Annotated in this window: 20 protein-coding genes and 1 tRNA gene; 10 read left to right on the top strand and 11 right to left on the bottom strand. The window is 65.9% G+C overall.

Annotated elements, in window-relative coordinates:
* Positions 1–39: 39 nt before the first annotated feature.
* The 4 genes from J2W36_RS04160 to J2W36_RS04145 form a co-directional block, all read right to left on the bottom strand.
* Positions 40–1,017, bottom strand: coding sequence for an ABC transporter permease (locus J2W36_RS04160; RefSeq protein ID WP_307688396.1), 978 nt, complete (start codon positions 1,015–1,017; stop codon positions 40–42).
* 4 nt (positions 1,018–1,021) lie between these two features.
* A complete protein-coding gene (locus J2W36_RS04155) occupies positions 1,022–2,623 on the bottom strand; it encodes an ABC transporter substrate-binding protein (protein ID WP_370869250.1) in 1,602 nt (533 codons plus the stop codon).
* Between the two features lie 171 nt (positions 2,624–2,794).
* Complete coding sequence (locus J2W36_RS04150; protein WP_307688395.1) at positions 2,795–3,427, bottom strand: lytic transglycosylase domain-containing protein; 633 nt, start codon at positions 3,425–3,427, stop codon at positions 2,795–2,797.
* A complete protein-coding gene (locus tag J2W36_RS04145) occupies positions 3,424–5,169 on the bottom strand; it encodes a proline--tRNA ligase (RefSeq protein ID WP_307688394.1) in 1,746 nt (581 codons plus the stop codon). Before J2W36_RS04145 ends, J2W36_RS04150 begins: the two co-directional genes overlap by 4 nt.
* Before the next feature lie 117 nt (positions 5,170–5,286).
* On the opposite strand from J2W36_RS04145, the gene J2W36_RS04140 reads away from it, so the two are divergent.
* Positions 5,287–5,949: an RNA pyrophosphohydrolase gene (locus J2W36_RS04140; RefSeq protein WP_307688439.1), complete on the top strand. Its 663-nt coding sequence runs from the start codon at positions 5,287–5,289 to the stop codon at positions 5,947–5,949.
* A 25-nt stretch (positions 5,950–5,974) separates the two neighbouring features.
* On the top strand, positions 5,975–6,454 hold the full coding sequence (locus J2W36_RS04135; RefSeq protein ID WP_307688393.1) for a CNP1-like family protein: 480 nt from the start codon (positions 5,975–5,977) through the stop codon (positions 6,452–6,454).
* Positions 6,455–6,522: 68 nt separating this feature from the next.
* Here the strand turns inward: J2W36_RS04135 and proB are convergent, their stop codons facing one another.
* From proB to rplU, 4 genes are all read right to left on the bottom strand, one after another.
* Positions 6,523–7,671 (bottom strand): glutamate 5-kinase, encoded by a 1,149-nt coding sequence (gene proB / locus J2W36_RS04130; protein ID WP_307688392.1) that lies wholly within the window; start codon positions 7,669–7,671, stop codon positions 6,523–6,525.
* A gap of 7 nt (positions 7,672–7,678) precedes the next feature.
* The gene (gene cgtA, locus J2W36_RS04125; RefSeq protein WP_307688391.1) at positions 7,679–8,755 is read right to left on the bottom strand and encodes an Obg family GTPase CgtA; all 1,077 of its coding nucleotides are present in this window, start codon (positions 8,753–8,755) and stop codon (positions 7,679–7,681) included.
* Between the two features lie 92 nt (positions 8,756–8,847).
* Complete coding sequence (gene rpmA, locus J2W36_RS04120) at positions 8,848–9,105, bottom strand: 50S ribosomal protein L27 (protein WP_307688390.1); 258 nt, start codon at positions 9,103–9,105, stop codon at positions 8,848–8,850.
* Positions 9,106–9,117: 12 nt separating this feature from the next.
* Positions 9,118–9,429 (bottom strand): 50S ribosomal protein L21, encoded by a 312-nt coding sequence (rplU, locus tag J2W36_RS04115; RefSeq protein WP_262075052.1) that lies wholly within the window; start codon positions 9,427–9,429, stop codon positions 9,118–9,120.
* A gap of 196 nt (positions 9,430–9,625) precedes the next feature.
* Here rplU and J2W36_RS04110 point away from each other — a divergent pair, with 196 nt between their 5' ends.
* The 8 genes from J2W36_RS04110 to J2W36_RS04075 all read left to right on the top strand — a co-directional run bounded on the left by J2W36_RS04110 (position 9,626) and on the right by J2W36_RS04075 (position 16,374).
* Positions 9,626–10,621: a polyprenyl synthetase family protein gene (locus J2W36_RS04110; protein ID WP_307688389.1), complete on the top strand. Its 996-nt coding sequence runs from the start codon at positions 9,626–9,628 to the stop codon at positions 10,619–10,621.
* Positions 10,622–10,669: 48 nt separating this feature from the next.
* Positions 10,670–10,746: transfer RNA gene (locus J2W36_RS04105), tRNA-Pro, on the top strand.
* A 113-nt stretch (positions 10,747–10,859) separates the two neighbouring features.
* A complete protein-coding gene (pilB, locus tag J2W36_RS04100) occupies positions 10,860–12,578 on the top strand; it encodes a type IV-A pilus assembly ATPase PilB (protein WP_307688388.1) in 1,719 nt (572 codons plus the stop codon).
* Between the two features lie 19 nt (positions 12,579–12,597).
* Complete coding sequence (locus J2W36_RS04095) at positions 12,598–13,794, top strand: type II secretion system F family protein (protein WP_307688387.1); 1,197 nt, start codon at positions 12,598–12,600, stop codon at positions 13,792–13,794.
* On the top strand, positions 13,794–14,627 hold the full coding sequence (locus J2W36_RS04090) for a prepilin peptidase (RefSeq protein WP_307688386.1): 834 nt from the start codon (positions 13,794–13,796) through the stop codon (positions 14,625–14,627). The genes J2W36_RS04095 and J2W36_RS04090 overlap by 1 nt, the downstream gene beginning before the upstream one ends.
* A 14-nt stretch (positions 14,628–14,641) precedes the next feature.
* Complete coding sequence (coaE, locus tag J2W36_RS04085; protein WP_307688385.1) at positions 14,642–15,247, top strand: dephospho-CoA kinase; 606 nt, start codon at positions 14,642–14,644, stop codon at positions 15,245–15,247.
* A 162-nt stretch (positions 15,248–15,409) separates the two neighbouring features.
* Positions 15,410–16,165 (top strand): cell division protein ZapD, encoded by a 756-nt coding sequence (gene zapD, locus J2W36_RS04080; protein WP_307688384.1) that lies wholly within the window; start codon positions 15,410–15,412, stop codon positions 16,163–16,165.
* Entirely contained in the window at positions 16,162–16,374 is a 213-nt protein-coding gene (locus J2W36_RS04075; RefSeq protein WP_307688383.1) for a DNA gyrase inhibitor YacG, read from the top strand. The genes zapD and J2W36_RS04075 overlap by 4 nt, the downstream gene beginning before the upstream one ends.
* Before the next feature lie 11 nt (positions 16,375–16,385).
* On the opposite strand, the gene J2W36_RS04070 is transcribed toward J2W36_RS04075, so the two are convergent.
* The 3 genes from J2W36_RS04070 to argJ are packed head-to-tail and all read right to left on the bottom strand — an operon-like array spanning position 16,386 to position 18,941.
* Positions 16,386–16,832, bottom strand: coding sequence for an NUDIX domain-containing protein (locus tag J2W36_RS04070; protein WP_307688382.1), 447 nt, complete (start codon positions 16,830–16,832; stop codon positions 16,386–16,388).
* Entirely contained in the window at positions 16,829–17,701 is an 873-nt protein-coding gene (locus tag J2W36_RS04065; RefSeq protein WP_307688381.1) for an ATP-binding protein, read from the bottom strand. The genes J2W36_RS04070 and J2W36_RS04065 overlap by 4 nt, the downstream gene beginning before the upstream one ends.
* 10 nt (positions 17,702–17,711) lie before the next feature.
* On the bottom strand, positions 17,712–18,941 hold the full coding sequence (gene argJ / locus J2W36_RS04060) for a bifunctional glutamate N-acetyltransferase/amino-acid acetyltransferase ArgJ (protein WP_307688380.1): 1,230 nt from the start codon (positions 18,939–18,941) through the stop codon (positions 17,712–17,714).
* Positions 18,942–18,971: the final 30 nt, after the last annotated feature.

Genomic DNA, 18,971 nt, shown 5'->3' with positions numbered 1-18,971 from the left:
GCTGAGCCACGTGGGTGGACGCAGGAAGGGTCGTGTCGTTCATGCCTTGGCTCCCTGCAGCCGCACGCGCGGGTCGAGCACCGAATAGAGGATGTCCACCGCGAGATTGAGCATCACGAGGAAGAACACGATGAGGATGAGATAGGCCACCACCACCGGACGGTCGAGCGTGATGATGGAGTCGAGCAGCAGCTTGCCCATGCCCGGCCACGCGAAGATGGTTTCGGTGACCACCGCGAAGGCCACCACCTGGCCGAACTCCAGCCCGCCCACCGTGATGATCGGGATCATGATGATCTTGAGCAGGTGCACCCGCAGAATGCGGCTCCAGCCCAGGCCCTTGGCGCGCGCGAACTTGATGTAGTCCGTCGGCAGCGCCTCGCGCGTGGCGGCGCGCGTGACGCGGATGATGAGCGCACCCTTGGCCAGCGCGATGGTGATGGCGGGCAGCACCAGGCGCGACCAGCCGTCCAGCGTGAGCACGCTCAGGTCGAGCGGGCCGATGTGCCGCGTCGCGCCACGTCCGCTGGCCGGCAGCCAGCCCAGGTACACGGCGAACACCATGATCAGCATCAGGCCGACCCAGAAGTTCGGCAGCGAGAAGCCGAGGATCGATCCGGTCATGATGCCGCGCGTGCTGATCGCGTTCGGCCGCAGCCCGGCCCAGATGCCCAGCGGCACGCCGATGAGCATCGACAGGCCCATCGACACGACGGCGAGTTCCAGCGTGGCGGGCATCCGCTCCAGAATGAGCCCCATGGCGGACTGGCCGGTGAGGAAGCTCTTGCCGAAGTCCAGCTGCAGCGCGTGCGACATGAAGATGCCGTACTGCTGCCACAGCGGCTTGTCGAGCCCGAAGTTCGCGCGGATTTCGTCGCGTTCGAGGTCGGTCGCCTCGGCGCTTGCCATCATCGACACCGGGTCGCCGACGACGTAGAGGCCGACGAAGACCAGGCCCGACATCACGGCCATGACGAGCACCGCCTGCAGCAGGCGGCGGATGATGAAGGCCAGCACCGGCCTACTTCTTGGCAGGCACGGCGTACTGGACCATCGTCTGCTGGTCCGCGCGGCCCTTGAAGCTCACATCCTTCTTCATTGCCCACACCGAATGCTCGAAGTGGATCGGCAGCATCGCGAAGTCGGCCATCGCAACCTCGCTCGCCTTGGCCAGCGTGGCGGCGCGCGCGGCATCGTCCATCTGCGTGGCCGACTCGGCCACCAGCTTGTCCATCGCCGGGTTTGAGTAACGGCTGCGGTTGGTGGTGCCCACGCCCTTGTCCTTGTTGGGTGTGACCAGCAGCGCGTTCAGGGTGTTCGACATCTCGCCGGTCGAGGTGCCCCAGCCCGCCAGGTAGGCGCTGTAGGCGTAGCTGTCGCGGTTCTTGAAGAAGACGGCCGGCGCATTGGCGTCGATCGTGGTCTTCACGCCGATGCGCGTCCACATGGCGGCGAGCGTCTGCGCGACCTTGCTGTCGTTGATGTAGCGGCCGTTGGGCGTGCCCAGCACCAGCGTGAAGCCGTTCGGATAGCCGGCCTCCTTCAGCAGCGCCTTGGCCTTCTCGGGGTTCGGCTTGGCTGGGGTCACCAAGTTCTTGCTGGCGCCGAACATCGGGTACGGCAGCAGTTGCGCGGCCGGCGTCGCGACGCCGCCCATGGTGCGCGAGACGAGCGCCGAACGGTCAATGGCCAGCGACAGCGCCTCGCGCACGCGCTTGTCGAGCAGCGGGTTCTTGCCGTTGGTGTCGGTGATGCCCGGGGTGGTCTCGCCGTTCTGGTCGAGCGCGACATAGATGATGCGGTTCGAGGCCTTGGTCTCGACCGTGAGCTTCGGGTCTTTCTTCAGGCGCTCGAGGTCATCGGTCGGCGGGTCTTCCACCAGGTCGACGTCACCGGCGAGCAGCGCGGCCACGCGGGCGGCCGGGTTGCTGATCGGGCGGTAGATGACCTTGTCCCACGCAGGCGCCTTGCCCCAGTAGTTGGGATTGCGCTCGAAGATGATTTCCGAGCCGCGCTTCCACGACACGAAGCGGTACGGGCCGGTGCCCACCAGACCGTTGCCGGCGTTGAGTTCGGTGGTGGTCTTGCCTTCGGGCGCCGTGCCGGCGGCGGCCTTGGCCGACATGATGGGCAGGCCCACCATGTTAATCGCCAGCAGCGGGTACGGCTCCGAGGTGGTGATGCGCACCGTCAGTGCATCGGGCGCCTCGATCTTCTCGACCTTCTGCAGGTACACCTTGAAGGACGAGGGGCTGTTCGGCACCTTGGCCACGCGGTCCATGGTGAAGAGCACGTCGGCCGAGGTCATGGGCGAGCCATCGGAGAACTTGACGTTCGGCCGCAGCTTGAAGGTCCACACATTGCCTTCGGCCTTCCACGATTCGGCCAGGCAGGGCTCGACCTTGAGCTCGGCATCGCCGCACACCAGCGGATCGAACAGCGTCTGCGACAGCTGAATGTTGGGCGTGAGCGCATGGTACTGCGGGTCCATCGAGGTGGGCTCGGTCTTCAGGGCGACGACCAGATCGCGCGCGCTGGCCTGGCCAGCGAAGATCGCGGCACTGCACACCGTGAGGGTCCACAGCGATTGACGGACCGAAGGGCAGGACAGGTTGGCTCGCATGGGCAGGAGATCTCCAAAACGGTTCGTGGGGCAAGACGCAGGGCGCGCTGCCAGCAGGCGAGCAAGAAGCGCACCAACTTGTCTAGACAGGGCCACGACGCAGCATAGGGGCTCCGCCGAATGCGGCGCCCCGTGATAACCCGCTTGCCAGCCGGGCGCGCACCGGACGGGTCAACCGGCCGCGCGGTCCTCGAATGCCCAGAGCCGCTGGTTGGCGAACACGGCATCCGGGTACGGCGCGCGCCCGCGGCTGCCGTTGTAGCGGCCGAGCGTCATGAACAGATCGCCGCGCTCGCGGTCGAGGTAATGACGCAGGATGACGCAGCCAAAGCGCAGGTTGGTCTGCATGTGGAACAGCGTGGCAGGGTCACCGTCGCCGATGGCGCGGGTCCAGAAGGGCATCACCTGCATGTAGCCGCGTGCGCCTGCGCTGGACACCGCGAACTTGCGAAAATTGCTCTCGACCTGGATCAGGCCGAGCACCAGACTCACGTCGAGCCCGGCGCGCTTGCTTTCGTACCAGACGGTCTGAAGAAACTCGATGCGCGTGGCGTCGTCGGGCAGTTTCCTGTGCAGTCGCCGGCTCATCGCGGTCAGCCAGCGCAGGTAACCCAGCCGCGCCTCGGTGCTCGGGAATTCGTCGGGGACGGGCGGCGCGCTTTGGAGCACGGCGGCACGCAGCGCATTGCGCACCGCGTCCATCAAGGGTTCCTCGACCTGGGCCCCTGCCATCGCCGGCAGGCACCAGGCGCCTGCCGATGCCGCCGCACCGCCCAGCCAGAGGCGGCGCGACAGCAGGCTCATTGGCCGAGCCGAGAGAGGATGAATTCGGCGGCGGCGCCCGCGGGGACCTTCGTCGCCTCGGTATCGCGGCGGTGCTGGTACTCCAGTTGCCCTTCCTTGAGACCCCGGTCGGAGATGACGATGCGGTGCGGCACGCCGATCAGTTCCCAGTCTGCGAACATCGCGCCGGGGCGCTCACCGCGGTCGTCGAGCAGCACGTCGACGCCAGCGGCCTTGAGCTGGTCGTACAGCGCCTCGGCCGCCGTCTTGACGTCCGCGCTGCGGTCCATGCCGATCGGGCAGACCACCACGACGAACGGCGCAATGGCTTCAGGCCAGATGATGCCGCGCTCGTCATGGTTCTGTTCGATGGCGGCGGCCGGCAGGCGCGTGATGCCGATGCCGTAGCAGCCCATCTCCAGGAACTGTGGCTTGCCGCCTTCGTCGAGGAAGGTGGCGTTCATGTCCTTGCTGTACTTGGTGCCCAGCACGAACACGTGGCCGACCTCGATGCCGCGCTCGATCGCCAGCGTGCCCTTGCCGTCAGGAGACAGGTCGCCCGCAACCACGTTGCGGATGTCGGCGACGAGTTCGGGCTCGGGCAGGTCACGGCTCCAGTTCACGCCGGTCATGTGGAAGTCGACTTCGTTGGCGCCGGTGGTCCAGTCGGCCATCACGGCAACCTCGCGGTCAGCCACCAGCTTCACCGGCTTCTTCAGGTTCAACGGGCCGAGGTAGCCAGGCTTGCAGCCGAAGTGATCGTCGATCTCGGCCGTGGTAGCGAAGCGAAAGCCCTGGTCCAGGCCCGGCAGCTTGCTCACCTTGATCTCGTTCATGTCGTGGTCGCCGCGCAGCAGGAGCAGCCAGACCTGCGAGCCCACGATTTCGCCCTTGGCATCGAGCTTGTCGGTGGCCAGCACCAGCGACTTGACGGTGCTCGACAGCGGCATGCCGAGCAGTTCCGCCACGTCGGCGCAGGTGCTCTTGCCCGGCGTCGGCGTCTTTTCCAACGCTTTTGCCGGCGCCGGACGGGCCGCCGTCGGCGCCAGCGCTTCGGCCTTTTCCATGTTGGCCGCGTAGTCGCTGTCGGCGCAGTAGACGATCGCGTCTTCGCCGGTCGCGGCGATCACCTGGAACTCCTCGCTCAGGTCGCCGCCGATGGCACCGCTGTCGGCCGCCACGGCGCGGTAGGTCAACCCGAAACGATCGAAGATGCGGCGGTAGGCCTGCGCCATGTTCTGGTAGCTCGCCTTGGCGCCCTCGAGGTTGCGGTCGAAGCTGTAGGCGTCCTTCATGATGAATTCACGCCCGCGCATCAGTCCGAAACGTGGGCGGCGTTCGTCACGAAACTTGGTCTGGATCTGATAGAAGTTCTTGGGCAGCTGCTTGTAGCTGCGGAACTCCTGGCGCGCGATGTCGGTCACGACCTCCTCGCTGGTCGGCTGGATCACGAAATCGCGCTCGTGGCGGTCCTGGATGCGCAGCAGTTCGGGACCCATCTTCTCGAAGCGGCCGGTTTCCTGCCAGAGCTCGGCGGGCTGGACCACCGGCATGGTGAGTTCGACGGCGCCCGCGCGGTCCATTTCCTCGCGCACGATCGCCTCGACCTTGCGGATCACCCGCAGGCCCATCGGCATGTACGTGTAGATGCCGGTGCCCAGTTTCTTGATCATGCCGGCGCGCGTCATGAGACGGTGGCTGGCGACTTCGGCGTCGGCCGGTGCTTCTTTCAGGGTGGAAACAAAGAAACGGGAAGCTTTCATCGGTCGCGCTCGAAAGGGATAACAGAAGGGATTTCGGCAGGCTGCCGAGGAACCAGTCGCTTGCCGAGTGCAACCCGGCATGCATAATCGACTCAGTTCAAAATTTGGGGTTTGATTATGCTCGACCGGGACGGCTTCAGGCCCAACGTCGGCATCATCCTGCTCAACCAGAGAAACGAGGTTTTCTGGGGCAAACGCATCCGCACGCATTCCTGGCAATTCCCGCAAGGCGGCATCGATCGTGGCGAAAGTCCCGAACAGGCCATGTTCCGGGAACTGCATGAGGAAGTGGGACTCTATCCAGAGCATGTGCGTATCGTGGCCCGGACCCGTGACTGGTTGCGCTACGAGGTGCCGGATCGGTTCATCCGCCGTGACGCACGCGGCCATTACAAGGGCCAGAAACAGATCTGGTATCTGCTTCAGCTGGTCGGCCATGACTGGGATCTGAATCTGCGCGCCACGGACCATCCGGAGTTCGACGCATGGCGCTGGCACGACTACTGGGTTCCGCTCGATGTGGTCGTCGAATTCAAGCGCGGCGTCTATGAGATGGCGCTGACCGAGCTTGCTCGCTACCTGCCCCGGCAGGATTTCCGCAATCGCTTCCTGCGCAGCAATGTGCGTGCACGTGAGTTCGAGCGTCATCCGCTGGCTCATGGTCAGGAAGCCCACTTCGAACTTCCTCCGGGCGCCAGCTTCGACCCGGATCCCAATGCCCACTCCGCGAACGACCCCACCCCCCCCGCACCCGATGCCTTCGGCGGCGTACCGCGCTAGTCGCCCTGCCGTCCGCGCCGCCGGCATGCTTGTGGCAGCTGCCTGCATGGCTTTGGCGGGCAGTGCCTCTGCCCAACTCTTCGAGAACAAGGACTGGGTCGAGTCACCGGCGCCTCCCGCGCCAGCCTTCGATGCAAGCCGGCTGATCCCCATCGAGATGCCGACCTACCTGAGCCTGCGGTTCGGCATCGATCCGGCCACGATCGTCATCACCGGCGATGGCGTGGTGCGTTACGTGGTTGTCGCCAGCAACAAGGCCGGCGGTGCGACCAATGCGTTCTATGAAGGTATCCGTTGCGCGACGGGCGAAATGAAGACCTACGCGCGCTCGAACGGCGGCGCCTGGGAAGTGGCCAGCCAACCCGAGTGGAAGATATTCAAGCTTCAAAGCTCGACGCACACGGCGGCCCTCGCTTCACAGGCGATCTGCCGCGGTAGCGCGCCACGTGATTCGGTCAAGGACATGGTGGGCCATCTGCGTAACCCGATTCGCGAAGTCGAATAGGCAAGACCAGCCCCCCCCCCCCGGGGCGGGGTGCTGGCCACAGGCGTGCGTCCACACGCCCTGGCCGCTCAGCGAAGGCTGACGGGCATCAGCACCATGTTGTCGCGGTGGACCATTTCCGGCTCCGCCACGTAGCCGAGCAGGCGCTCGAAGTCCGACGACGGCTTGCGGCACAGCATCCGCGCTTCAGCGCTCGAATAGTTCGCGAGTCCGCGCGCGAGTTCGACCCCCTGCGGGTCACGCACTGCGATCACGTCGCCGCGCGAAAACTCTCCGTCCACGCCCGTCATGCCGATAGGCAGCAGGCTCTTGCCTTCGGTGCGGACCTTGGCCGCCGCACCGGCGTCGACGGTCACCGCGCCGCGCATCTGCAGGTGGTCGGCCATCCAGCGCTTGCGGGCCTGGTGCTTGGCCGTCTGTGCAATCAACAGGGTGCCGATCGGCTCGCCACGTGTGAGTCGCAGCAGCGCATCGGGCTCGCGGCCCCAGGCGATCACGGTGGAGGCGCCGGAGCCCGCCGCACGCTTGGCCGCCAGAATCTTCGTGATCATGCCGCCGCGCCCCAGGCTGGAGCCTGCGCCACCGGCCATCACCTCCAGCGCCGGGTCACCAGCCAGCGCCTCATGGACGAAACGCGCCTGAGGGTCCTTGCGCGGATCGGCCGTGAACAGGCCCTTCTGGTCGGTCAGGATGACCAGCGCATCGGCCTCGACCAGGTTCGCGACCAGCGCGCCCAGCGTGTCGTTGTCGCCGAACTTGATTTCGTCGGTGACGACCGTGTCGTTTTCATTGATGACTGGCACGACACCCAGCTTGAGCAGAGTCAGCAGGGTCGAACGCGCGTTGAGGTAACGCTCGCGGTCCACCAGGTCGGCATGCGTGAGCAGCACCTGCGCGCTGCCGACGCCGTTCTCGCGCAGCTTGGTCTCGTAGACCTGGGCCAGGCCCATCTGGCCGACGGCTGCGGCGGCCTGCAGTTCATTGATTTCCTGCGGCCGCGAGCGCCAGCCCAGGCGTTTCATGCCTTCGGCGATCGCGCCGCTGGAGACCATCACCACCTCGCGCCCGTCGCGCAGCAATGCGGCCAGCTGCCGGCACCATTCGCCGATGGCCTCGTCATCGAGACCACGGCCCTCGTTGGTGACAAGACTGGAGCCGACCTTGACCACGATGCGGCGCGCTTCGCGCAGGGCGGCGGAACCGGGAATCGAACTCATGGCGGCGTCAGTCTTCGTTGGCGAGGGGCTCGATGAAACGCGGATCGACGTCGACCGGCGGCTGCTCGGCCACCTGCTGGGCCTTCACATGCTTGTAGATCGCATGCACCAAGGATTCGCAACCCTCGCGCGTCAGCGCAGAGATCTCGAACACCGGACCCTTGAAGCGCAGCCGCTTGACAAAATCCTTCACGCGCGCCGCGCGCTCGTCACCGGGCACCATGTCGAGCTTGTTGAGCACCAGCCAGCGTGGCTTGTCGAACAGGCCCGCATCGTATTTCTTGAGCTCACCCACGATCGCCTTGGCCTGCGCCACCGGATCGACCGTGTCGTCGAAAGGCGCCATGTCCACGACGTGCAACAGCAGGCGGGTGCGCTGCAGATGACGCAAGAACAAGTGGCCCAGGCCCGCACCCTCGGCCGCGCCCTCGATCAGGCCAGGCAGGTCGGCCACGACGAAGCTCTGTTCGGGGCCGACGCGCACGACGCCCAGGTTCGGGTGCAGCGTGGTGAAAGGGTAGTCCGCAATGCGTGGTCGCGCGTTCGAGATGGCGCTGATGAAAGTCGACTTGCCCGCGTTGGGCATGCCCAGCAGGCCGACGTCGGCCAGCACCTTCAGTTCGAGCTTGAGGCTCTTGCTCTCGCCGGGCCAGCCGGGCGTCTTCTGGCGGGGGGCACGGTTGATCGCGCTCTTGAACCGCATGTTGCCGAAGCCGCCGTCGCCACCCTTGGCGATGGTGATCACCTCGCCGGGCACCAGCAGTTCATAGAGCACCTCGCCGGTCTCGGCGTCGGAGATGATGGTGCCGACCGGCATCTTCAGCGTGATGTCGTCACCGGCCGCGCCGAACATGTCGGAGCCCATGCCGTGCTGGCCGCGCTTGGCATCGTGGCGCCGCGAATAGCGAAAGTCGACCAGCGTGTTCAGGTTGGGGTCGGCCACGGCAAACACATGGCCGCCGCGTCCGCCATCCCCCCCATTGGGACCGCCGAATTCCTTGTACTTCTCATGGCGAAACGACACACAGCCGTTGCCGCCATCGCCGGCTGCGATGTCGATGAAGGCTTCGTCGACGAACTTCATGAGATGTCCTGTTCAGGAAAATGGGCCCGCAACGCAGGCAAAAACAAAGAAGCCCCGACAAGCGGGGCTCCGATCGGGTCGAAGTGACTGGCTTAAGCCGGGGTCACGTTGACCGTGTGCTTGTTCAGAGCACCCTTGTGGCCGAACGACACGTGGCCGTCGACCAGAGCGAACAAAGTGTGGTCCTTGCCCAGGCCGACATTGTCGCCAGGGTGGAACTGCGTGCCACGCTGACGCACGATGATCGAGCCTGCGCTGATCAGTTCGCCGCCGAACGCTTTCACGCCGAGCATCTTGGGCTTGGAATCGCGCCCGTTTCGCGTGGAGCCGCCGCCTTTTTTCTGTGCCATGGTGCCTACTCCTTAACCGGCGATCGCGCCGATTTGCAGTTCGGTGAACTGCTGGCGATGGCCTTGACGTTTCTGATAGTGCTTGCGACGGCGCATCTTGAAGATGTGCACCTTGTCGTGCAAGCCGTGCGAGAGCACGGTGACCGTGACGGATGCGCCGGACACCAGGGGCGTGCCGATCTTGATGTCCGAGCCGTTGCCGACTGCGAGAACCTGATCGATCACGATTTCCTGGCCTACGTCCGCAGCAATCTGTTCTACTTTAATTTTTTCGCCGGAAGCAACGCGATACTGCTTGCCGCCGGTTTTTATGACCGCGTACATTTTGACCTCTTTGTGAAGATGGCTCCACGGCGAATTCCGCAGAGCCTTCGATATTAGCACGCGTCGCTAAATCTGTCACGTCACTGTGTTGGCCAGCCGCCAGCACCGAGGCTCCTCCCTATAATCCACGGGAATCGGGCGCCCGCGCGGGCGCCTTTCCCCCTGTTGTATCAACGCAGCGCCCAGCGCCCCCGCTTTGCCCAGTCCCGCCGCCGACACCTCCCCCAACGCCGCCGCCGCACTCGAACTGATCGCGGCCGACATGCGCGAAGTTGACCGCGTGATCGCTCGGCGCCTCGACACCGGCGTTCCACTGGTCAGCGAGGTGTCCAAGTACATCATCTCTGCGGGAGGCAAGCGCCTTCGGCCGGCGCTGCTTCTGCTGATGGCGGGCGCGCTCGGCTATCAGGGCGACCAGCACTTCAACCTTGCCGCGGTGGTGGAGTTCATCCACACGGCCACGCTGTTGCACGACGACGTCGTCGACGAATCGACCCTGCGACGCGGACGCCCCACGGCCAACGAATCATTCGGCAATCCGGCCAGTGTGCTGGTGGGAGACTTTCTCTATTCGCGGGCCTTCCAGATGATGCTCGACGCCAACAACGTGCGGGTGATGGACATCCTGGCCGAGGCGACCAACATCATTGCCGAAGGCGAAGTACTCCAGCTCATGAACATGCATGACGCCTCGCTCGACGAAGCGGCGTACCTGCGCGTCATACGCTCCAAGACGGCCAAGCTGTTCGAGGCCAGCACACGGCTGGCTGCGGTGATCTCCGGCGCATCGCCCGCAGTCGAGGAAGCCTGCGCTACCTACGGGCAGGCGCTGGGTACGGCCTTTCAGGTGATCGACGACGTGCTCGACTACGCGGGTGATGCCAGCGAAACGGGCAAGAATCTCGGCGATGACCTGCGCGAGGGCAAGACCACGCTGCCGCTGATTCTGGCCATGCAGCGCGGCAACCCCGAGCAGAGCGCGCTGATTCGCGCCGCGATCGAGGCGGGCGACAGCGCTCAACTGACGCAAATTGTCGCCATCGTGCGCGAGACCGGCGCCCTGGAGGCCACGCGCGACGCCGCTGCTGCCGAAGCACAGCGTGCCATCGACGCTTTGAGTGGCCTGCCATCGAATCCGCACGCAACAGGTTTGCTACAATTGGCGGCTCAGCTGCTTGAGCGACGCGCCTAGGCTTTCCACGTGAGTGGAGATGACCGCAGACGTGTCCTGACGCACCATCGGGGTGTAGCTTAGCCTGGTAGAGCGCTACGTTCGGGACGTAGAGGCCGGAGGTTCGAATCCTCTCACCCCGACCAATTTATGGGAATTAAGTCGCACCGCGCTCGTTCGATTGACGCGTGCCGGCAGCCATTCCAATCGGTCCTCGGTGATCATCGTGAAGCCTTCTTCACGTGGATGCACCCAGCGGATGACCGAACCCTCACCTGTCCCCCCCGGCAATGCCGTTACGCTGCACGGCCTGGCCCGTGCATTCGTGAGTTCCGGCCTGCTTTCGATCGCAAGCGCCGAGGCATTGAGTCGCCAGGCCACCGCCCATGGCGTGAGCTTCATCGCTGAACTGAGTGCCGCCGGCGACGTCCATGCCAGCGATGTAGCGCGTACGCTGTCAACCCTCCTCGGCATCCCCCACGTCGACCTGGAGGCGCTGGATCCGGCTCAACTCCCGGCCGATCTGCTCGACCCGAAGCTGTGCCGGGAACTGCGCATCGTTGTACTGGGCAAGCGTGCCGGACGCTTGCGCGTGGCCACGGCCGACCCCACCGACGCGCAGACGCTGGACAAGGTGAAGTTTGCCTCGCAGGCGGGCGTGGACTGGGCGGTGGCCGACCATGACCAACTCTCTCGCTGGTTCGACGAGGCGGCACGGCGCACGCCTGCCTTCGACCCTGCACAATTCGATTTCAGCGACACCGACCCCACCGATGGCGCCGGACTGACCGCTGTCGAAGCGAACGCGATCGACGACAAGCCCGTGGTGCGCTTCCTGAACGGCGTGCTGCTCGACGCCTGTCAGAAGCAGGCGTCGGATGTCCACTTCGAGCCTTACGAGCACAGCTACCGCGTGCGTTTTCGCATCGACGGGCAACTGCGCGAAGTCGCGCATCCGCCGCCCTTCATCAAGGACCGGCTCGCGTCACGCATCAAGGTGCTGTCGCGGCTGGACATCGCCGAGAAGCGCGTGCCGCAAGACGGGCGCATGAACCTGGCACTGGGCACCGGACAGGCCGTCGACTGCCGCGTGAGCACATTGCCGACACTGTTCGGCGAAAAGATCGTGATCCGGCTGCTTGATGCCGGCACGGCCCGCCTGGACGTCGACGCGCTCGGCTACGAAGACGAAGAGAAGCAGCGCCTGCTGGACGCGATCTCCCGACCCCATGGCATGGTGCTGGTCACGGGTCCGACAGGCTCGGGCAAGACCGTATCGCTCTACGCCTGCCTGCACCGGCTCAATACGCCAGGGGTCAACATCGCAACCGCCGAGGATCCGGCCGAAATTCATCTGCCGGGCGTGAATCAGGTGAATGTGAACGACAAGGCGGGACTGAGCTTCGCAGCCGCGCTGCGCGCCTTCTTGCGGCAGGACCCGGACGTGCTGATGGTGGGCGAAATCCGCGACCTGGAGACGGCAGACATCGCCACCAAGGCCGCGCAGACCGGCCACCTCGTGCTGTCCACACTGCATACAAACGACGCGCCGTCCACGCTCACCCGGCTGCGGCACATGGGCATGGCGCCGTTCAACATCGCGTCGAGCGTGATCCTGATCGCTGCGCAGCGGCTGGCCCGTCGGCTCTGTGCGGCCTGCCGCGCGCCGCGTGCGCTGCCGCGCCAGTCGCTGCACGATGCCGGATTCGACGACGACATGCTGGACGGGAGCTGGCAACCCTACCGCCCGGTCGGCTGCAATGCCTGTCACGAAGGCTATCGGGGACGCATCGGCATCCATCAGGTGATGCCTGTCAGCGACGCGATCCGGGCGCTCATCCTCGCTGAACGCAGTGCCACCGATATCGCCCGGCAGGCCGAGGCGGAGGGTGTCCGCTCCCTGCGCCAATCGGGGCTGCGCAAGGTGCGGCAAGGCCTGACCTCACTTGAAGAAGTGATGGCCTTGACCAACGCCTGAGGGGCCGGACGCGAACGCAATGCCCAGGGAACACCTCTATGCCTGGCAAGGGCGTGACCGCACCGGCAAGCCCGCGCAGGGCGAGTTGTACGCAGCCGGCGCGCATCAGGCCCAGGCCGCCCTGCGCCGCCAGGGCCTGCAAGCGCTGACGCTGCGACGCCGCCGGCTGGCGTCGGGGCGCAGCATCCGCGCGGGCGACATCGCGCTGTTCGTTCGTCAGCTTGCCACGATGCTGCAAGCCGGCATCGCGTTGCTGCAGGCCTTCGACATCCTGGCGCGCAGCAACGCCAACCCGCGCCTCGCCCGGCTCCTCACCGGGCTGCGGCTGGACATCGAAAGCGGCACCGCGCTGTCGACCGCCTTGCGCAAGCATCCGCTGCAGTTCGACCGGCTCGCCTGCAATCTGATCGCCGCCGGTGAGACGGCAGGCAAGCAGCAGGAAATGCTCGACCGTCTCGCCACATGGATGGAGCAGCGCGAAGCGCTCAAGTCCCGGCTGCGTGCCGCGCTGGTCTATCCGACTGCGGTGCTGGCACTCGCCACCGCGGTGCTGACGCTGGTGATGGTCTTCGTCATTCCCAGCTTTGCCGAAGTCTTCCGATCCTTCGGCAGCACGCTGCCCGCACCCACGCTGGCCGTCATGGCCGCGAGCGCCTTTCTCGTCGACCACGGCTTGCTGCTGCTGGCCGGCCTGGTCGCGGCCACGCTGCTCATCCTGCACTTCTGGCGGCGCAGCGAACGCCTGCAGCAAGGCACCGACCACCTGCTGCTGCGACTGCCGCTGGTCGGCACGCTGGTGCGCCAGGCCTGCGTGGCGCGCTGGACACGCACCCTCGCCACGCTGTTCGCGGCCGGCGTGCCGCTGCTCGAAGCGCTGGACCCTGTCGGTGGTGCAACGGGCAACGCCGCCTTCGTCGACGGTACGCGGCGCATCCGGCAGGACATCGCCACCGGCGCGAGCCTGGCTTCGGCCATGACGGCATCCGGGCTCTTCCCGCCGATGGTGCTGCAGATGACAGCCATCGGCGAAGCCTCGGGTGCCCTGGACCACCTGCTGGACAAGGCAGCGGACTTCCACGAAGCGGAGGTCAACAACCGGTTGGCCGGTCTTTCGAGCCTGATGGAACCGGCGATCATCGCTTTCCTTGGCGTGCTGATCGGCGCTATCGTCGTGGCCATGTACCTTCCCATTTTCCAGATCGGCCAGGTGGTCTGATGCTGATGTCCCCAAGCATCGATGCCGCACTCGCCGGCCTCATCGGCCTGCTCATCGGCAGCTTTCTCAACGTGGTCGTGCATCGCCTGCCGAAGATGCTCGAACACCAGTGGGCGGCCGACACGGCCGCTGGTGACGCGCCCGCCCTGCCCTCGTACAACCTGATGACGCCGCCTTCGCACTGCGCGGCATGCGGGCACGCCATCCGCTGGTACGAAAACCTGCCGGTGCTCAGCTACGTGGCGCTGCGCGGGCGCTGCGCGGCCTGCCGGGCGCCGATCGGCGTTCGCCATCCGCTGGTCGAGCTGACGACAGCGGCCCTTTTTGCATGGTGCGTCTGGCGCATGCCCGGCCAGTGGGCCGCGCTGGCCTGGTGTGGTTTCGCGGCGGTCCTGCTGGTGCTGGCACTGATCGACTGGGACACCACGCTGCTGCCCGACGACCTCACGCTGCCGCTGCTGTGGGCGGGGTTGCTTTGCGCCCTTGCAGGCTTCACAGGGGTCGACATTGCGCAGGCCGTGCTTGGCGCAGCCGCCGGCTACCTGTCGCTGTGGAGCGTCTACTGGCTGTTCAAACTCGTCACCGGCAAGGAAGGCATGGGCTACGGCGACTTCAAGCTCTTCGCTGCGCTCGGCGCCTGGTTCGGCTGGCAGGCGCTGATTCCGATGGTCCTGATGGCATCAGTCATCGGTGTCGTGGTCGGGCTGGGCATGAAGGCCGTGGGCGGGCTGCGCGAAGGCGGCTACATTCCGTTCGGGCCTTTCCTGGCAGGCGCTGGCTTCGCGGCCATGCTCTTCGGTCCGCACGCGATCCTGCGCGTTGCCGGGCTTTGAGGAGAATTGGCATCATGCGCATCGGACTGACTGGCGGTATCGGCAGCGGCAAAAGCACCGTCGCCGCCCTCTTGGTGGCACGCGGCGCCGTGCTGGTCGACACCGACGCCATCGCACGTGCCATCGCCCAGCCAGGTGGTGCGGCCATGCCGGCCCTTGCTGCCGCGTTCGGGGCAGATGTCATTGCCACAGACGGCGGCCTCGACCGGGCCCGCATGCGCGAGATCGTATTCGCCGACACCGGTGCCAAGCGCCGCCTCGAAGCGATCCTGCATCCGCTGATCGGCGCAATCTGCGAGCAGCAGGCTGCGGCGGCCGAGCCCACCGCCACCCTCGTGTTCGACGTGCCGCTGTTGGTCGAGTCGCAACGCTGGCGCGCGATCGTCGACCGTGTGCTGGTGGTCGATGCCACCGAGGCCACGCAGCTACGGCGCGTGATGGCCCGCTCGGGCTGGTCGGCCGACGCCGTGCGCGCCGTGATGGCACAGCAGGCACCGAGAAATGCACGCCGAGCCGCCGCCGATGCGGTGATCTTCAACGAGAATCTGTCCCTTGACGAACTGTCAACCGAGGTCGACAGTCTCTGGCACCATTGGGGCTCGCACGTGCAACCTGGCTGACTTCGCCTGCACGCGGCGTACCCTGACGCCCCATCCGGTTTTTTGGCCTCGCCGCCCCTCGAAACGTCGCACCGACATGTTGCAGGCGTTACCTGAGGTAGTGCGGCCCCACCCATGCACCGTTGCGGCGGCTATGATCTTCGCGACAGGAAATCCACACGCGTGATTCTTTACGAGTACCCATTCAACGAGCGCATTCGCACCTATTTGCGACTCGAGCACCTCTTTCGCCGGCTCGGCGAGCTGGTGCCGGCCGACTCTGCCCTGTCGCACCACTACGCGCTCGTGACGATTTTCGAAATCATGGACGTGGCGGCAAGGGCAGACCTCAAGTCGGACGTGCTGCGCGACCTTGAAAAACACAAGAGCGCCTTCAACAGCTATCGCGGCAATCCCGCGATTTCGGAGGTCGCCCTCGACCAGATCGTGACGCAGTTGGAGCGGCACTTCGCCACACTCAATGCACTGTCGGGCAAGGCCGGGCAGTCGCTGACCGACAACGAGTGGCTCATGAGCATCCGCAGCCGCGCGGGCATTCCGGGCGGTACCTGTGAATTCGACCTGCCGGCCTATCACGCCTGGCAGCATCTCCCCTCCAGCGTACGCCGCAACGACCTCGAACGTTGGTCGTCCACGCTTTCTCCGCTCGCGGCAGCCATCTTTCTGCTGCTGAAGCTTCTTCGCGATGCCGACGTGCCCTACAAGGTCATGGCCGCCGGCGGCCAGTTCCTGCAGAACCTGCCCCAGGGCCGCAGCTTCCAGCTGCTGCGCCTGCGCATCGACCCGGCGCTCGGACTGATACCCGAAATCAGCGGCAACCGTCTGATGGTGTCGGTGCGGCTGATGCGCCATGCCGCGGACGACCGCCTGCATGCGAGCGCGGAAGACGCACCGTTTGAACTGACACTCTGCGCATGAGCCAGGACGTACCCGACATCGGTGAGCGCATCGTGCGCTGCCCTGCCTGCAGGCATGACTGCATTTATGCCACGCGCAATCCCTACCGGCCGTTCTGTAGCGCGCGCTGCAAGGGCGTCGACTTCGGCGCATGGGCCAATGAAGATTTCCGCATGCCCGCAGAGACGCCGCCCGACGACACGCCCTTTGGCGACCCCAGCATGCGCTGAGGCATGCCGGCTCAGTCGATGGACGCCGCGCTGGCGGCAAGGCCGCGTTCTTCGGCCAGCCAGACCAGCACCGGTTGTGCACCCGGCAGCACGGGGCGCACGTCCAGCGGCAGTTGCTGCCAGCGCATCGCCTGGCCTTCACGCATTTCGAACTCGCCGTCCCATTGGCGCACGCGGCACCAGTGCAAACGCACCAGGGCATGCGGGTAATCGTGCTCGGTGACCTTCCAGACCTCGGCATCCGCAATGGTGATGCCCAGTTCCTCGTGAAGTTCGCGCCGCAACGCCGCCTCGACCGTCTCGCCGGCCTCGAGCTTGCCGCCCGGGAACTCCCAGTAGCCTGCGTAAGGCTTGCCCTCCGGTCGGGTGGAAAGCAGCAGCGCGTCGTCCTGCGCGCGGATCAGGATACCGACGGCCACCTCGGTGTGCTTGCGCGTGCCGGTGGGGGAGGTGTTCATGCCGCACGTCCTGCATAGTCTCGGGCGAACTGGTAGGCCACCCGGCCGCTGCGCGAACCGCGTTCCAGCGCCCACACCAGCGCTTCGGGACGCGCGGCCTCGATCGCGGGCGCATCGACACCGAACGACGAGAGCCACTGCGCGACGATCGCCAGGTATTCGTTCTGCCCGAACGGGTAGAAGCTGACCCACAGGCCGAAGCGTTCCGACAGAGAAATCTTCTCCTCGATCACCTCGCCCGGATGGACTTCGCCATCGTCGGTATGCGTGTAGCTGAGGTTATCCTTCATGTACTCGGGCAGCAGGTGGCGCCGGTTGCTGGTCGCGTAGATCAGCACGTTGGGCGAAGCCGCCGACACCGAACCGTCGAGGATCGACTTGAGCGCCTTGTAGCCGGGCTCGCCCTCGTCAAAACTCAGGTCGTCGCTGAAAACGATGAACTTCTCCGGGCGCGCGGACACCACGTCGATGATGTCCGGAAGGTCGGTCAGGTCGGACTTGTCGACCTCGATCAGGCGCAGGCCCTGCGGCGCATAGGCCTGAAGGCAGGCGCGGATGAGGGAGGACTTGCCGGTGCCCCGCGCACCGGTCAGCAGCACATTGTTGGCCGGCTTGCCCTCGACGAACTGACGCGTGTTGCGCTCGATCTTGTCCTTCTGGACGTCGATTTCCTTGAGCGCGTCCAGCGGCATCGCGCCCATGTGGCGCACCGGCTCCAGTGTCCCATAGCCCGTGCTGCGCCGCCGGTAGCGCCACGCGATGGCGGCATTCCAGTCGGCAGGCGCCTGCAACGGCTGCGGCAGGATCGACTCGATGCGGGCGATGAGCTGCTCGGCGCGCTCGATCAGGTGCTCGAACTTCTCATTCATCGTCAGCGGCTCAGGACCTGTAATCGGCGTTGATCGACACGTAGTCGTGGCTCAGGTCACAGGTCCAGACCGTGTCGACCGCGTCGCCACGACCCAGGCCGATGCGCACGGTGATCTCGCTCTGCTTCATGACGCGTTGCCCGTCTTCCTCGCGGTAGTCGGGGTTGCGGCCGCCCTTGACGGCCACGTGCACCTCGTCGAGGTACAGGTCGATGCCGGTCTGGTCGAGGTCGCCGATGCCCGCATAGCCGACCGCCGCCAGGATGCGACCCAGGTTCGGATCGCTGGCGAAGAACGCCGTCTTGACCAGCGGCGAATGGGCCACGGCATAGGCCACCTGCCGGCATTCGGCGGTGTCACGGCCGCCCTCGACGCGGACCGTGATGAACTTGGTCGCGCCTTCCCCGTCGCGCACGATGGCCTGCGCCAGCTGGCGCGCGACGTTCTGCATCGCATCGACCAACGCGCGGCCGTCGGGCGAATCCAGCGCGGTGATGGTCGCGTGGTCGGCCTTCTGCGTGGCGATGACCACGAATGAATCGTTGGTCGATGTGTCGCCGTCGATCGTCACGCGGTTGAACGAGGCGTCGGCCAGCTGCAGCGCCAGCGGCTGGACCAGCGCCGGATCGATCTTCGCGTCGGTTGCCATGAAGCCGAGCATGGTGGCCATGTTCGGACGGATCATGCCGGCGCCCTTGCTGATGCCGGTGATGGTCACGGTTGCGCCGCCAATCCGAACCTGCTGGCTGAAGGCCTTGGGCACTGTGTCGGTGGTCATGATGCCCTCGGCAGCACGCGCCCAATGGTCGGGCGCCGCATCAGCCAGCGCAGCCGGCAGTCCAGCCTCGATGCGATCGACGGGCAGCGGCTCCATGATCACGCCGGTGGAGAACGGCAGGATCTGCTCGGGCGCGATGTCCAGCTCGCGCGCCAGCGCCACGCAACTCTGGTGCGTCCGCGCCAGACCGTCCTGGCCGGTGCCGGCGTTGGCATTGCCGGTGTTGATCAGCATCGCCCGGATACCGTAGTTCTTGGCCAGGTGTTCGCGGCAGACCTGCACCGGCGCGGCACAGAAACGGTTGAGCGTGAACACGCCGCCCACGGCAGCGCCTTCGTCGATCAGCACCACCGTCAGGTCCTTGCGGTTGGCCTTGCGCACGCCGGCTTCGGCGACGCCAATGCGGACGCCGGGCACTGGGTGCAGCGCGGCAGGATCAGGGGCAGACAGGTTCACGGGCATCGGAGCTTCCCTTCCATTCTCTTCATCAGA

It is taken from the genome of Variovorax ginsengisoli (assembly GCF_030811835.1).
GTDB lineage: Bacteria > Pseudomonadota > Gammaproteobacteria > Burkholderiales > Burkholderiaceae_C > Variovorax > Variovorax ginsengisoli_C.
The sequence above is the reverse complement of the archived record's forward strand: the minus strand, read 5'-3'. Positions and strand labels throughout refer to the sequence as shown.